This is a genomic window from Pseudomonas sp. GR 6-02, from assembly GCF_001655615.1.
Taxonomy (GTDB): domain Bacteria; phylum Pseudomonadota; class Gammaproteobacteria; order Pseudomonadales; family Pseudomonadaceae; genus Aquipseudomonas.
Window position 1 is genome coordinate 5,342,175 of record NZ_CP011567.1, and the last position, 14,396, is coordinate 5,356,570.

Annotated in this window: 11 protein-coding genes; 7 read left to right on the forward strand and 4 right to left on the reverse strand. The window is 59.3% G+C overall.

Features of this window, described 5'->3' with window-relative positions:
• Position 1: 1 nt before the first annotated feature.
• The 4 genes from moaD to PGR6_RS23590 all read right to left on the reverse strand — a co-directional run bounded on the left by moaD (position 2) and on the right by PGR6_RS23590 (position 3,721).
• Complete coding sequence (gene moaD, locus PGR6_RS23575) at positions 2 to 244, reverse strand: molybdopterin converting factor subunit 1 (protein WP_018927118.1); 243 nt, start codon at positions 242 to 244, stop codon at positions 2 to 4.
• On the reverse strand, positions 241 to 714 hold the full coding sequence (moaC, locus tag PGR6_RS23580; protein ID WP_028940343.1) for a cyclic pyranopterin monophosphate synthase MoaC: 474 nt from the start codon (positions 712 to 714) through the stop codon (positions 241 to 243). Before moaC ends, moaD begins: the two co-directional genes overlap by 4 nt.
• A gap of 155 nt (positions 715 to 869) precedes the next feature.
• Positions 870 to 2,261, reverse strand: coding sequence for a PhoH family protein (locus PGR6_RS23585; RefSeq protein ID WP_018927120.1), 1,392 nt, complete (start codon positions 2,259 to 2,261; stop codon positions 870 to 872).
• 335 nt (positions 2,262 to 2,596) lie between these two features.
• Positions 2,597 to 3,721 carry a polysaccharide deacetylase family protein gene (locus PGR6_RS23590; RefSeq protein WP_018927121.1) on the reverse strand — a complete coding sequence of 375 codons (1,125 nt, stop codon included), beginning with the start codon at positions 3,719 to 3,721 and terminating at the stop codon, positions 2,597 to 2,599.
• Between the two features lie 322 nt (positions 3,722 to 4,043).
• Here PGR6_RS23590 and yaaA point away from each other — a divergent pair, with 322 nt between their 5' ends.
• The 7 genes from yaaA to algG all read left to right on the forward strand — a co-directional run bounded on the left by yaaA (position 4,044) and on the right by algG (position 14,395).
• Positions 4,044 to 4,823 (forward strand): peroxide stress protein YaaA, encoded by a 780-nt coding sequence (gene yaaA / locus PGR6_RS23595; protein WP_064620184.1) that lies wholly within the window; start codon positions 4,044 to 4,046, stop codon positions 4,821 to 4,823.
• An 835-nt stretch (positions 4,824 to 5,658) separates the two neighbouring features.
• The gene (locus PGR6_RS23600) at positions 5,659 to 6,975 is read left to right on the forward strand and encodes a nucleotide sugar dehydrogenase (RefSeq protein ID WP_064620187.1); all 1,317 of its coding nucleotides are present in this window, start codon (positions 5,659 to 5,661) and stop codon (positions 6,973 to 6,975) included.
• A gap of 199 nt (positions 6,976 to 7,174) precedes the next feature.
• The gene (gene alg8 / locus PGR6_RS23605; RefSeq protein ID WP_370741111.1) at positions 7,175 to 8,656 is read left to right on the forward strand and encodes a mannuronan synthase; all 1,482 of its coding nucleotides are present in this window, start codon (positions 7,175 to 7,177) and stop codon (positions 8,654 to 8,656) included.
• Positions 8,657 to 8,691: 35 nt separating this feature from the next.
• A complete protein-coding gene (locus PGR6_RS23610) occupies positions 8,692 to 9,861 on the forward strand; it encodes an alginate biosynthesis protein Alg44 (RefSeq protein WP_018927125.1) in 1,170 nt (389 codons plus the stop codon).
• A 9-nt stretch (positions 9,862 to 9,870) separates the two neighbouring features.
• The gene (gene algK / locus PGR6_RS23615; protein WP_018927126.1) at positions 9,871 to 11,295 is read left to right on the forward strand and encodes an alginate biosynthesis TPR repeat lipoprotein AlgK; all 1,425 of its coding nucleotides are present in this window, start codon (positions 9,871 to 9,873) and stop codon (positions 11,293 to 11,295) included.
• Positions 11,292 to 12,779, forward strand: coding sequence for an alginate export family protein (locus PGR6_RS23620; RefSeq protein WP_064620190.1), 1,488 nt, complete (start codon positions 11,292 to 11,294; stop codon positions 12,777 to 12,779). Before algK ends, PGR6_RS23620 begins: the two co-directional genes overlap by 4 nt.
• 26 nt (positions 12,780 to 12,805) lie before the next feature.
• The gene (gene algG, locus PGR6_RS23625; protein WP_064620193.1) at positions 12,806 to 14,395 is read left to right on the forward strand and encodes a mannuronan 5-epimerase AlgG; all 1,590 of its coding nucleotides are present in this window, start codon (positions 12,806 to 12,808) and stop codon (positions 14,393 to 14,395) included.
• The last annotated feature ends 1 nt before the right edge of the window (position 14,396 follow it).

A 14,396-nucleotide genomic window follows, 5' to 3' on the forward strand; every position in this document is an offset into this window, starting at 1 on the left:
CTCAGCCCCCGGTCACGGTTGGAAAGAAAGCCACTTCATCGCCATCGCCGACCGGCTCATCGAGCTGGCAGAGGTCTTCATTGCGGGCGCACATCAGGTTCTGCTCGCTCAACACTTCGGCGCCTTCACGTTGGGCCAGCAGTGCACGCACATCGTCAACCGTGGCGAAATCACCTTCAACCTTCACTGAATCCACGCCGAGCGCCTCACGGTAACGGGCAAAAAACTTCACGGTCACGTTCATGGCTGCTCCGCCTGAAAATGGCCGCTCTTGCCGCCGAGTTTTTCCAGCAGCCGCACGCTCTCGATGGTCATGCCGCGGTCCACGGCCTTGCACATGTCATAGATGGTCAACGCCGCGACACTGGCGGCGGTCAGCGCTTCCATCTCGACGCCGGTCTGCCCGGACAACTTGCAGCGCGCCACGATGCGCACGGTGTCGTCGCCTTCGGCACTGAGTTCGACCTTGACGCCGGTGAGCATCAACGGATGGCACAGAGGAATCAGATCGCTGGTTTTCTTCGCCGCCTGGATGCCGGCGATCCGCGCCACGGCGAACACATCACCCTTGGGATGACCGCCGCTGACGATCAACTGCAGGGTTTCGGGCAGCATGCGCACCAGCGCTTGGGCCGTCGCTTCGCGGAACGTCACGGCTTTTTCGGTGACGTCGACCATATTGGCGCGACCTTGGGAATCGAGATGAGTCAGCACAGCGTTACTCCTGATCAGGAGCATCGATTGTAAACCTGCGGGTCAATTTTCCGCACGCACGATTATCCGATCGACATGCCTCGCTCCTACAGAGGAAATGCGGGACACAAAAAACGGGGCGACCCGTGAGGTCGCCCCGTTTTTGTGGTTCAAGGTTACAGATGCGATTCGGCGTATTCGGCCAGAATCGAACGTGGCACCCCTTGCAGGGTGATGTGTACACCGTTGGGGAAGTCTTTGAAGCGTTCGGTCAGGTACGTCAGCCCGGAGCTGGTCGCGGACAGGTAAGGGGTGTCGATTTGCGCCAGGTTGCCCAGGCACACCACTTTGGAACCGGCGCCAGCACGGGTGATGATGGTTTTCATCTGGTGCGGCGTGAGGTTCTGGCATTCATCGATCAGGATCAGACTCTGCTGGAAGCTACGGCCTCGAATGTAGTTGAGGGATTTGAACTGCAACGGCACTTTGCTGAGGATGTAGTCGACGCTGCCATGGGTGTTTTCGTCATCCATGTGCAAGGCTTCGAGGTTGTCGGTGATGGCGCCCAGCCAAGGCTCCATCTTTTCCGCTTCGGTGCCGGGCAGGAAACCGATTTCCTGGTCGAGCCCCTGCACGCTGCGGGTGGCAATGATGCGCCGGTAGCGTTTGCTGACCATGGTCTGCTCGATGGCCGCCGCCAGGGCCAGGATGGTTTTACCGGAACCGGCCGCGCCGGACAGGTTCACCAGATGAATGTCCGGATCGAGCAAGGCGTACAGCGCCAGGCTTTGATAGATGTCACGCGGTTTCAGGCCCCAGGCTTCCTGGTGCAACAGAGGCTCCTGATGCAGGTCGAGGATCAACAATTTGTCGACCTGGATTTCCTTGATCCAGCCGACAAAGCCCTGTTCGTCGATGATGAACTCGTTAACGTGCACGGCAGGCAGGTTGTCGATCAGCTGCACCTGATGCCAGGTGCGACCATGATCCTGCCGGGTTTCGACTTTACTCACCCGGTCCCAGAAGGAGCCGGTCATGTTGTGGTAACCGTTGGGCAGCAACGAAACGTCGTCGACCAGTTGGTCGGTACTGTAGTCCTCGGCCGCGATCCCACAAGCCCGGGCCTTGAGGCGCATGTTGATGTCTTTTGTGACCAGCACCACGGGCAGTTTTGCATCACGCGCGCGCAGGTCGATCAGCTGGTTGATGATGATGTTGTCGTTCAGGTGCTCGGGCAGAATGATGTTCGGCTCGGCACGCTTGCTCATCAGAATTGACAGCAAGCCCTTGGGCCCGCCCTTGCCACGCTGGATCGGAACGCCGAGTTCGACGTCTTCGGGGCTGGCATCGCCCAGGGTCTTGTCGATCAGCCGAATGGCCTGGCGGCATTCCGCTGCAACGCTGTGAGGCCCGCTCTTGAGCTTGTCCAGCTCTTCAAGCACGGTCATCGGGATCGCGACGTGGTGTTCTTCGAAGTTAAGCAGGGCGTTTGGATCGTGAATCAATACGTTGGTATCGAGTACATAAAGGATTGGCTGGTTGGAAGGGCTACGTCCGTGATCATCCATACTCGGTCACCTTTGTGGGAGCCAGTCGACGCAATACCATGACAGTGCTGCGCCTCGAAGTGGCCACCGAAATCACCTGCTCAGACTCAAGTGATTGCAACCCAAACGGAGTCTTGGAAGACGCCACCTGTGTTGCAGGTTTCGGCGGTCTGTCTTCGTAATACTCCAAAACACATGACAGAAAAAAGCACTTTGACGTTTTTTTGAAGTTTATTTTTCAGAATGACCAATAGCACTTGGCGGACTGCCAGCACCCCGCTAAAGTCGGAAGTCCGCCTGCATCGAAATCTCCTCCAAAAACGTCCCTGCCCCAATGTTTACGGGCTTTCCCCGTTTCAGCGAAACGCGTCCTGACAGTTTTCCCAACCGATCCCGCTTGGCGCCGTTTGCGTGATGAGCCAGGGCATCGCGGTTTTCAGCGCGTCCTGCTTCACATTGAAGTTGATCACCCCGTGCCGCCACAGCAGCATCAGGGTCAGCACCCGTTGCGCACTCTGGCTGCCCTTGAGCTTGCCGGCGCCGTCCTGGGCATCGATGTCCCACAGTGCCACCTGCAAACCCTGAGACCTGAAGAAGCCTTCAGCATCGGACCGACGCTGGCCATCGGGCGGACGAAACAGCGGCACGTAATTCTCCGGCAGCTTGCCCTTGACCAGCTCGGCGCTGCGCCGCACCGAGTCCTGCCAGTCTTGCCAGTGGCTGTGGGAACGGAACTCCCAACCCTGCACACCAACGCATTGCTGCGAATAGGTCCCTTGCAGACTGGTCGCCGAACCTTCAGCCAGACGGGCCTGGATGTCCTTGCCGAGGACGAAGAACGTCGCGCTCATGTTCGATTTGCGCAGGTACTCGGTGACCCAGGCAGTGTTATCCGGCACGGCATTGGCAGCGCTGTCGAAAGTCAGCAGGAACAGGCGATCATTCATGGCATCGCCATTGCGCTCATAGTCGCCAAAACGATCGACTTCGCTGCTGGTCTGCGGGAACAGCGCGGCCTTGCGCAATTGCTCGTCCAGATACTGGGCGTGGAACAACCGGCTCGGCTCGGCCCACTTGATGTAGTAGCTGTCGTTGCTGATCTGAAACTTGGCCGCTTGCTCACGCAAGGTATCCATGTCCTCGACGAGGAAACAGAAAGAGGCATCCTGATCGCAACTCTGCTGGGCGAAGTTGTAGTTGCTCAGCAACCGCTGCCACATGCGCTGGCGCAGCTGGTTGACCGACTCCAGATTGACGGTGCGCAGGCCCAGGCGTTGAGCCAGGCTTGCTTCATCGAGCGATTCGCTGGCGAGCAGGACGCGGGCGAACATGAGGATTTCGGCCCGGGAGGCAACGTCGAACAGGGTCGGGTTGCTGAGCCGCTCAGGCCAGGTGCTGCGATCCAGCGTCGCCACATCGCCCGGCGCCGCCTGGGCGACGAAACTCAACAGCGAGGCGAAGAATAGAAAAACGATACGCAATGGGATGTCTCCATAACAAAACCCGCGCGGCACTATAGCCGATAGCGTTCAAATTCCCGCATCTGCGCCGAACTCATTGTGGCGAGGGAGCTTGCTCCCGTTGGGCTGCGAAGCAGCCCCAAACCGACAAATACTTTCTCTGGATAAAACCATGCGCCTGTATTGCGACCGCTTCGCGCTCGAGCGGGAGCAAGCTCCCTCGCCACAGGATCTTCTTCTGCCACAAAACCTGGCGACACCACCGATCACCTATGACACCCATAGCTGGAGTCAACACAGACAACCCCCTAGAATCGCCCCCACGATTAAAGGAGCCGACTTCATGCTGATGGTGATTTCCCCCGCCAAGACCCTCGATTACGAAACACCGCCGGCGACCCAGCGCTTCACTCAGCCGCAATACCTCGACCACTCCCAGGAACTGATCCTGCAACTGCGCGACCTGACACCGGCGCAGATCAGCGAGCTGATGCACGTCTCCGATAAGATTGGCGGCCTCAATGCCGCACGTTTCGGCAGCTGGACCCCGGCCTTCACCCCTGCCAACGCCAAGCAGGCCTTGCTGGCATTCAAGGGTGACGTGTACACCGGCCTGAATGCACAAACCTTCAGCGAAGCCGACTTCGATTACGCCCAGCAGCACTTGCGCATGCTCTCCGGCCTGTACGGCCTGCTTCGCCCTCTGGACCTGATGCAGCCCTATCGGCTGGAGATGGGCACCAAGCTGGCCAATGCCCGTGGCAAGGATCTGTATGCCTTCTGGGGCACGCGGATCAGCGAATGGCTGAACGAAGCGCTGGCCGATCAGGGCGACGATGTGCTGCTGAACCTGGCCTCCAACGAATACTTCTCGGCGGTCAAACGCAGCGCCTTGAACGCGCGCATCATCAATACCGAGTTCAAGGATTTGAAGAACGGCCAGTACAAAATCATCAGCTTCTACGCGAAAAAGGCCCGCGGGATGATGAGCCGCTTCGTCATCGAAGAACGCATCAATGACCCGGTCGCCCTCCAGCAGTTCGATGTTCAGGGTTATCGCTACAGCAGCGAACAGTCTAAACCGGACAATCTGGTGTTCCTGCGCGATCACGCACCGGAGTAACCAGACCCGCACTCAATTCGCGCACGACACCAACAACTTCGTCGTGCGCTACCCCTTCGATCCTCGAACAATCCCCGCCCTTTTCGTCGACTTATTGGCGCCAAAAAACAAGCACTCGATTTTCTAACTTTTGTTTCACTCGACTTTGCTGATTTTTTTCAGTAGTGGCACTGAAAATTTTTGTGAGTAGTGGCAAAAAAGTACCCAAGGCAATAATCACCCTATATATAAAGGGCGAAACGGCAAGTGCTATCAATATGAAAGCAGTGCCATCTTTTTCAATATTTCAAGAAATTCCAGAAATCGCGATGGGTGGACTGGAACTATGTCCAAATGCGTCGCTCATACCACCCGTAACGATTCTCTCGGCGAACGTACGAGATAACTTACACAGAGAAGCGGTCCCGATAGCGAAGTTGTCATATTAACTTGAACTTATGGATCACTTGTTTGGGCAACACATGAAGGACAGGAGATAACGCATCATTAATATCCCCTACAAGGCCACGGCTGCGCCCCTATAAACGTGCTCACCCGAGCACCCAACCGCTTGATTTACGGGCTTCTGGCCTGGCATTGAGCGCGCAAGACCTTTGCACGAACGTCCTCTGATTAGAGGGTCGGCTGCATAACAGGGCACGTCATAACAATAAGGCCTGGTTACGCACTTCTTGAGTGCACTTATTTAGACACTCGGAACTTAGTATGCCTGCACCCGGCATTGTGACGCCTTTAAGGCCGCACTTGCGAGTGCATTATGACCGCTGAACACCATTAACTCCGGCCATGTAATGGCTTGTTGAACACAGTCTTGATTAACTGAGAGGTAAATGCGATGCGCATCAGCATATTTGGTTTGGGTTACGTCGGTGCAGTCTGTGCCGGTTGCCTGTCTGCACGGGGCCATGACGTCGTTGGCGTCGATGTTGCCAAAGACAAGATCGATATGATCAACGCCGGTCGTTCGCCGATCGTTGAACCTGGCCTGGGCGAACTTCTGAAACAGGGCATCGAGACTGGCCGCCTGCGCGGCACGACCAACTTCGCCGAGGCGATTCGCGACACCGACCTGTCGATGATCTGCGTCGGCACGCCGAGCAAAAAGAACGGCGACCTGGAACTGAACTACATCGAGGCCGTGTGCCGCGAAATCGGTTTTGTTCTGCGTGACAAAACCACCCGCCACACCATCGTCGTGCGCAGCACTGTGTTGCCGGGCACCGTGGCAAACGTGGTCATCCCGATTCTCGAAGACTGCTCCGGCAAGAAAGCAGGCGTCGACTTCGGCGTTGCCGTGAACCCTGAGTTCCTGCGTGAAAGCACCGCGATCGCCGACTACGACCAGCCGCCAATGACCGTCATCGGCGAGTTCGACAAGGCTTCGGGCGACGTTCTGCAATCGCTGTACGAAGAACTCGACGCACCGATCATCCGCAAGGACATCGCCGTTGCCGAGATGATCAAGTACACCTGCAACGTGTGGCACGCCACCAAGGTGACCTTCGCCAACGAGATCGGCAACATCGCCAAGGCTGTCGGCGTCGATGGTCGTGAAGTGATGGAAGTGGTCTGCCAGGACAAGACACTGAACCTGTCCCAGTACTACATGCGTCCTGGCTTCGCATTCGGCGGCTCCTGCCTGCCGAAAGATGTGCGCGCCCTGACCTACCGCGCCGGTTCCCTGGACGTCGAAGCACCACTGCTCAACTCGCTGATGCGCAGTAACGAGTCCCAGGTGCAGAACGCGTTCGACATCGTCTCCAGCCACGACAAACGCAAAGTCGCCCTGCTGGGCCTGAGCTTCAAGGCCGGCACCGACGACCTGCGCGAAAGCCCGCTGGTCGATCTGGCGGAAATGCTGATCGGCAAGGGCTACGACCTGAGCATCTACGACAGCAACGTCGAGTACGCCCGTGTCCACGGTGCGAACAAGGATTACATCGAGTCGAAGATCCCTCACGTCTCGTCCTTGCTCAACTCGAACTTCGAGGAAGTGATCAACAACTCCGACGTGATCATCCTCGGCAACCGTGATGAGAAATTCCGCGCCCTGGCACTGGAAGCACCGCACGGCAAGCAAGTGGTCGATCTGGTCGGTTTCATGTCTCAAGCCACCAGCGTCAGCAAGCGCACCGAAGGTATCTGCTGGTAACACGCCTGTAGGAGCTGTCGAGTGAAACGAGGCTGCGATCTTTCCCAGCTCACTTGAATCCCAAGCGAAAGATCAAAAGATCGCAGGCTTCGCCAGCTCCTACAGGGATTCTGGCGTTATCCAAACCGGGTGGCGCCAGTTTTCACAAGCCTGCCTTAACCCAATCGGGCTCCGCCCGAGATCGAGACGGATGCAGATTATGCACAGGCTAAAGCACGGCCTACTTCAGGCCGCCGGTTGGCTGTTTTACCTAAGTTTATTAATGGGCATCGCCCTGGCGTTGCCTCCGTCCACGTTCGACTCCGAGTCGAAGGACTTCATCTTCCTGATCGGTATCGTCGGTATCTGGCGCTACTCGATGGGTGCCACGCACTTTTTGCGCGGCATGCTGTTTCTGTACGTGGTCTACCCGCACCTGCGGCGCAAAGTGCGCAAGCTGGGCAAAGAGGCAGACCCGTCCCACGTGTTCCTGATGGTCACCAGCTTCCGTATCGACGCGCTGACCACCGCGCAGGTCTACAGCTCGGTGATCCGCGAGGCCATCGACTGCGGCCTGCCGACTACCGTGGTGTGCTCCATCGTCGAAATGTCCGATGAGCTGCTGGTCAAGAGCCTCTGGAAACGCATGAACCCACCGACACGGGTCAAGCTCGACTTCGTGCGCATTCCCGGCACCGGCAAGCGCGATGGCCTGGCCTATGGTTTCCGCGCCATCTCCCGCCACCTGCCGGACGACCGTGCCGTGGTTGCCGTGATCGATGGCGACACCGTGCTGGCCGAAGGCGTCGTGCTCAAGACCGTGCCGTGGTTCCAGCTGTTCGGCAATGTCGGCGGCCTGACCACCAACGAGTTCTGCGAAGTGCGCGGCGGCTACATCATGAGCGAATGGCACAAACTGCGATTCGCCCAGCGCCACATCAACATGTGCTCCATGGCCCTGTCCAAGCGCGTGCTGACCATGACTGGCCGGATGTCGGTGTTCCGCGCCACCGTGGTCACCAACCCGGACTTCATCGCCGACGTGGAAAGCGACTCGCTGCAACACTGGCGCCTGGGCCGCTTCAAGTTCCTGACCGGTGACGACAAGTCGAGCTGGTTCAGCCTGATGCGCCTGGGTTACGACACGTTCTATGTGCCCGACGCCGCGATCCATACCGTGGAACACCCGCCGGAAAAGAGCTTCATCAAGGCCAGTCGCAAACTGATGTTCCGTTGGTACGGTAACAACCTGCGGCAGAACTCCCGCGCCCTGGGCCTGGGGATGAAACGCCTCGGCCTGTTCACGTCAGTGGTGCTGTTCGATCAGCGCGTGTCGATGTGGACGTCCCTGCTGGGCCTGACGGTGGCGCTCATCGCCACCTTCAAGTACGGCACCGCGTTCATCCTGGTTTACCTGCTGTGGATCGGCATCACCCGCCTGATCCTGACCCTGTTGCTGTCCTGTTCCGGTCACCGGATCGGCCCGGCATACCCGGCCATTCTCTATTACAACCAGATCGTCGGCGCGCTGGTGAAGATCTACGTGTTCTTCCGCCTCGATCAACAATCCTGGACTCGCCAGCCCACTTCTCTGACCCGTGATCTCGCCAGCTTTCAACGTTGGTTCAACACCTGGTCGTCTCGGACCATGACCTTCTCCGCCGGCAGCATCTTTGTCGCCGTGCTGCTGATGATGGTCTGACCGAACTCGCCTGAATTAACTAGGAAATCGCCCATATGAATACCGCCGTCAACAGCAACGTAGTGCACGAATCCGAAGCCCAGCGCCAACACGCCCGTGTGAAAATTCCGGCCAAGCTGCGTTTCTTCGGCCCTGACCGGACCCCGGTCGAAGCCCGGGTCATCGACCTTTCCGCCGGCGGCCTGGCGTTCAACGCCGGTCAGTTGCCGCTGAAGGTCGGCGATGTGCACAAGGCCCGCCTGCAATTCGTCATCGACAACCTCGGTCTGGCCATGGACGTGGAATTGCAGATCCGCTCCGTCGACCGCCAGACCGGCCGCGTAGGTTGCCAGTTCCAGAACCTGGAACCCCGGGACATTTCCACCCTGCGCCACCTGATTACTTCGCACCTGGCCGGTGACATCGTCAGCGTGGGTGAAATGCTCGCAACCCTGCAACGCGACAACTTCACCAAGGCGCGCAAGGTCAAGGACGGCGGTCATGGCATGACCGCGCTCGGCCGTCTGAAAGCGGTGACCTTCAGCGCCGGTATCTTCGTGGTCGGCCTGGTGGCGTTCGGTTTTATCTTCAAATCGGTGTACGGCATGTACTTCGTCAGCCACGCCCAGGCTGGCCTGGTCAGCGTGCAAGGCATGAACATCACCATGCCGCGCGACGGCACCGTGCAGAGCCTGATCAAGGCTGACGGCGTTGCCGCCAAAGGCGCCCCGCTGGCGACCTTCAGCACCAGCATGCTCGACGTACTCAAAGGCCATCTGGACGAAAACCAACTGCAACCGTCCAAGGTTGAAGAGCTCTTCGGCAAGCAAATGACCGGCACCCTGACCTCCCCGTGCGATTGCACCGTGGCCCAGCAACTGGTGGCTAACGGTCAATACGCCAACAAAGGTGACGTGATCTTCCAACTGGTGCCACGCAATACCGAAGCCAACGTTGAAGCACGCTTCTCCTATCGCCAGTTCGGCGACGTGCGCCCAGGCACCACGGTCAGCTTCCAGATCGCCGGCGAAGACCAGACCCGTACCGGCAAGATCGTCAGCAGCACCAGCCTGAAAAGCGAAGACCTGTCATCCGATATCCGCGTGCAGATCAAACCTGACGAGCCGCTGGACAGCGCACTCGCCGGTCGCCCGGCGGAAGTGAACAGCACCCGTGGCCCGAACCTGAACTGGCTGATCAACAAAGCCATGGCCGCCGGTCTTTAAACAGAGGACATGCCCGTGACGACTCCACAAATCCTCAGAACACCGCGCACCCACATAGGATCACTGTGTGCAGTTGCACTGGCCGTAAGCCTGGCCGGTTGCGCCGGCCTGCCCGACCAGCGCCTGGCCAATGAAGCCCTCAAGCGCGGTGATACCACGCTGGCGGCGCAGAACTATCAGCAACTGGCCGACCTGGGCTACAGCGAAGCCCAGGTTGGGCTGGCCGACATTCAGGTCGACAGCCGCGACCCGGCGCAGATCAAAAAGGCCGAGGCGACTTACCGCGCCGCAGCCAGCGTCTCGCCGCGGGCTCAGGCTCGCCTGGGTCGCCTGCTGGTGGCCAAACCTGGCGCCACCGAAGCCGAACACCACGAAGCCGAGGCACTGTTGAAGAAAGCCGCGACCAATGGCGAAGGCAACACCCTGATCCCGTTGGCGATGCTGTATCTGCAATTCCCGCACAGCTTCCCCAACGTCAACGCACAGCAGCAGATCAGCCAATGGCGCGCCGAAGGCAAACCGGAAGCAGGTCTGGCCCAGGTGCTGCTCTATCGCACCCAGGGCACTTACGACCAACACCTGAATGACGTGGAAAAGATCTGCAAAGCGGCGTTGAACACCACCGACATCTGCTACGTCGAACTGGCCACGGTCTATCAGAAACGTGGCCAGCCCGAGCAACAGGCCGAGCTGATCAAGCAGATGCAGGCCGCTCACAGCCGTGGCACCGTCTCCGCGCAACGGGTCGACAGCGTGGCCCGCGTGCTGGGCGATGCGAGCCTGGGCAAGACCGACGAAAAAACCGCTCAGTCGCTGCTCGAAGGCATCGCCCCGGGCTACCCGGCGTCCTGGGTCAGCCTGGCGCAATTGCTCTACGACTTCCCTGAACTGGGCGACGTCGACACGATGATGAAGTACCTGGACAACGGCCGCGCCGCCGACCAGCCGCGCGCCGAACTGTTGCTGGGCAAGCTCTACTACGAAGGCAAGATGGTGCCGGCCGACGCCAAGGTCGCCGAAGAGCACTTCAAGAAAGCCCTCGGCCGGGAAGTCGCCGCCGATTACTACCTCGGCCAGATTTACCGTCGCGGTTACCTGGGCAAGGTCTATCCGCAGAAAGCCCTGGATCACCTGCTGACCGCTGCGCGCAACGGCCAGAACAGCGCCGATTTCGCCATCGCCCAACTGTTCTCCCAAGGCAAGGGCACCCGGCCCGACCCGGTCAACGCTTACGTCTTCAGCCAATTGGCCAAGGCTCAAGACACCCCGCAAGCCACTGAGCTTGCGCAAACACTCGAAGCGCAACTGCCGCCTGACCGGCTGGCCGAGGCCCAACGCCTGCTCAAACAAGAGCAAGCCATTCGTAGCACCGTGAGTCCGGACACGCTGGAACTGCACGCTTTGCAAGAAGAAGACGGCGAGGAATCCCTATGAAACTCAATCCATTCGTGCAGGCCGGTATTGGCCTGACATTCGCCCTGCTGTGGTCGTGCCCGACCCTGGCGGCCCTGACCGAAGACAAGAACTTCGGTCTCGAAGTCAAAGTTACCGGCCAGTCCGAAAACGACAGTGACCTGGGCACCGCCGGTGGCGGCGACGTTAACGGCGTCGGCCTCGACCTGCGCCCTTGGGTCTATGGCGAAAGCGGCGCGTGGAGCGCCTACGCGATGGGTCAGGCCGTGACGTCCACCGACATCATCGAAACCGACACCCTGCAACAGTCCGACAACAGCGGCACCCAGACCACCGACAGCGGTGATCGCAAGACCAGGAAAAACTACCTGGCGATGCGCGAGTTCTGGGTCGGTTACAAGGGCCTCACGCCTTACCCTGGCGAGATCCTCAAGTTCGGTCGCCAACGCCTGCGTAACGACGACGGCCAATGGCGCGACACCAACATCGAAGCCCTGAACTGGACCTTCGACACCACCCTGTTGCGCGCCAACGTCGGTGTCGCCGAACGCTTCAGCGAATACCGTACCGACCTGAAAGAACTGTCCCCCAAAGACAAGGATCGCCTGCACGCCTACGCCGATGCGGCGTATCAGTGGACACCCGGTAACTGGGTCGGCATTCGCGGTCATCACACGCACGATAACGGCAAGCTCGACTATCCGGAGCCGGGCGTGGCTGGCGATACCCTGGACAAGAAACAGAACGGCGACATCAGCTGGCTCGGCCTCACCGCCGACAGTGATGCCTACAACTGGCGCAACACCAACACCGTCAATTACTGGGGCAGCATCACCGGCATGAACGGCGACCGTGACACGGTCAACCCGTTGAATGCCGACGGCACTCGCCCGGCAGAAGCCAAGCGTGGTGAAGACCTGAACGGCTGGGCTACTGACCTGGGTGTTCGTCTGCGTCTCGATCCGCAGTGGCAAGTCGGTGCAGCCTATGCCCGCGCCAGCGCCGAGTACCAACAGAACGGCCTGGAAAGCAACCGCTCGAACTACACCGGTACTCGCTCGCGGGTTCACCGTTTCGGCGAAGCCTTCCGTGGCGAAATGAACAACATGCAGACCGCTACGCTGTTCGGCTCCTGGATGCTCAACGACGAATACGATGCCAGCCTGATCTACCACAAGTTCTGGCGTGTGGACGGCAACAAGCCGGTGGGCAACAACGGCATCAACGCTGTTGAAAACAACACCGACGACGCGACCGGCGCGATCCTCTCCAGCACCTCCCTGCCGCTGGAAGATGGCAACAAGGACCTCGGTCAGGAAATGGACCTGGTGGTCACCAAGTACTTCAAGCAAGGCCTGTTGCCGGCAGCGTTGAGCCAGTCGATCGATGAGCCTTCGGCCCTGGTGCGGTTCCGTGGCGGTGTGTTCAAGCCCGGCGATGCCTATGGCAAAGAAGTCGACTCGTACATGCACCGTGCGTTTATCGACGTGATCTGGCGCTTCTGATGCAAACCGCGAAGGGAGTGCCCGACATGAACAGCGCCAAGAAAGGCTCGATCAGCCTGCTGGCCGGCGCGCTGCTGCTGGCCAGCGCAGCCGCCTTCGCCACCGTCGAACCGGCCAAGTCTGTGCAACAGGGCAAATCGACGACCATAGCCAAGGGGCTGCAACAGGCCAAGACCTACACCGTCAGCAGCGCGCCAACTGCGCCGCTGGACCTGGCCAAGCCGAAACTGCCGGACACTTCTGGCTACACCGCCGAAGCCATTGCCGCGAAAATCGTGCGCACCAAGCCCGGCAAGATCAGCATACGCCGGATGATGCAGGAAGACGCCTTGAAGGACTTCATCGGCGGCGACAACAAGATGGCCGAGTGGGTGGTGCGTCAGCACGGCATCCCGCAGGCGATCTTCGTCGACGACGGCTACATGAACCTCAAGGACCTGACCAAGAAGCTGCCCAAGCAGTACCTCAGCGAAACGTCGCCAGGTGTGTTCCTGGCGAAGTTGCCGATCGTGGTGGGCAGACACGGCATTCTGGAAATCGACAAACAGACCCAGGAATTGCGCCTGTCCCAAGAGGCCGGCTCATTCCTGGTCAACGACGGTCAGCTGTTTGTGCGTGATACCAAGATCACCGGCTGGAGCGAGAAGGCCAACGGCCCGGCGGCCTTCTCGTCGCCCAAGGAATTCCGGCCGTTCCTGTTGTCCTGGGGCGGCACCGAGACCTACATCGCCAACAGCAAGATCGCCAGTTTCGGTTACGCCAACAGTAAGTCCTACGGCGTGAGTATTTCCCAGTACACGCCGAACATGGCCAAGGTGCTCAAGCGCCCTGAACCGACCGGCTGGATCGTCGGCTCCGAGTTCTCGGACATGTGGTACGGCTTCTACTGCTACGAAACCCGCGACTTCGTGGTCAAGGGCAACACCTACAAAGACAACATCGTCTACGGCATCGACCCCCATGACCGTTCCCACGGCCTGATCATCGCCGACAACACGGTGTACGGAACCAAGAAGAAGCACGGGATCATTATTTCCCGTGAGGTCAACGACAGCTTCATCTTCAACAACCGCAGCTACGACAACCACCTGTCGGGCCTGGTGATCGACCGTAACAGCGTGAACAACCTGATCGCCTACAACGAGATCTACAAGAACCACACCGACGGCATCACCCTCTACGAGAGTGCCGACAACCTGCTGTGGGGCAACCAGGTGATCAGCAACCGACGCCACGGCATCCGTATTCGTAACAGCGTGAACATTCGCCTGTACGAAAACGTCTCGATGGCCAACGGCCTGACCGGTGTCTACGGGCACATCAAAGACCTGAGCGACACCGACCGGGACATCAAGCTCGACCCGTTCGATGCCGAAGTGTCGCTGATCGTGGTCGGTGGTGAACTGGCTGCCAACGGCAGCGGACCGCTGTCGATCGACTCGCCGCTGAGCGTGGAGTTGTATCGCGTGTCGATGCTCGCACCGACCAAAACCAGCGGCATCAGCTTCTCGGGAATTCTCGGCGAGCGTCAGGATGAAATTCTCGACCTGCTGGTGCGCCAGCAGAAAGCCGTGCTGATCGACCCTGTCGAACGCCAGACCGAAATGCGGGACTGAG

Excerpts from the sequence above, each read along its gene's own strand:
- moaD (WP_018927118.1), bottom strand. The coding sequence starts at position 244 with ATGAACGTGACCGTGAAGTTTTTTGCCCGTTACCGTGAGGCGCTCGGC.
- PGR6_RS23585 (WP_018927120.1), bottom strand. The coding sequence starts at position 2,261 with ATGGATGATCACGGACGTAGCCCTTCCAACCAGCCAATCCTTTATGTA.
- yaaA (WP_064620184.1), top strand. The coding sequence starts at position 4,044 with ATGCTGATGGTGATTTCCCCCGCCAAGACCCTCGATTACGAAACACCG.
- PGR6_RS23600 (WP_064620187.1), top strand. The coding sequence starts at position 5,659 with ATGCGCATCAGCATATTTGGTTTGGGTTACGTCGGTGCAGTCTGTGCC.
- alg8 (WP_370741111.1), top strand. The coding sequence starts at position 7,175 with ATGCACAGGCTAAAGCACGGCCTACTTCAGGCCGCCGGTTGGCTGTTT.
- PGR6_RS23610 (WP_018927125.1), top strand. The coding sequence starts at position 8,692 with ATGAATACCGCCGTCAACAGCAACGTAGTGCACGAATCCGAAGCCCAG.
- algK (WP_018927126.1), top strand. The coding sequence starts at position 9,871 with ATGCCCGTGACGACTCCACAAATCCTCAGAACACCGCGCACCCACATA.
- PGR6_RS23620 (WP_064620190.1), top strand. The coding sequence starts at position 11,292 with ATGAAACTCAATCCATTCGTGCAGGCCGGTATTGGCCTGACATTCGCC.
- algG (WP_064620193.1), top strand. The coding sequence starts at position 12,806 with ATGAACAGCGCCAAGAAAGGCTCGATCAGCCTGCTGGCCGGCGCGCTG.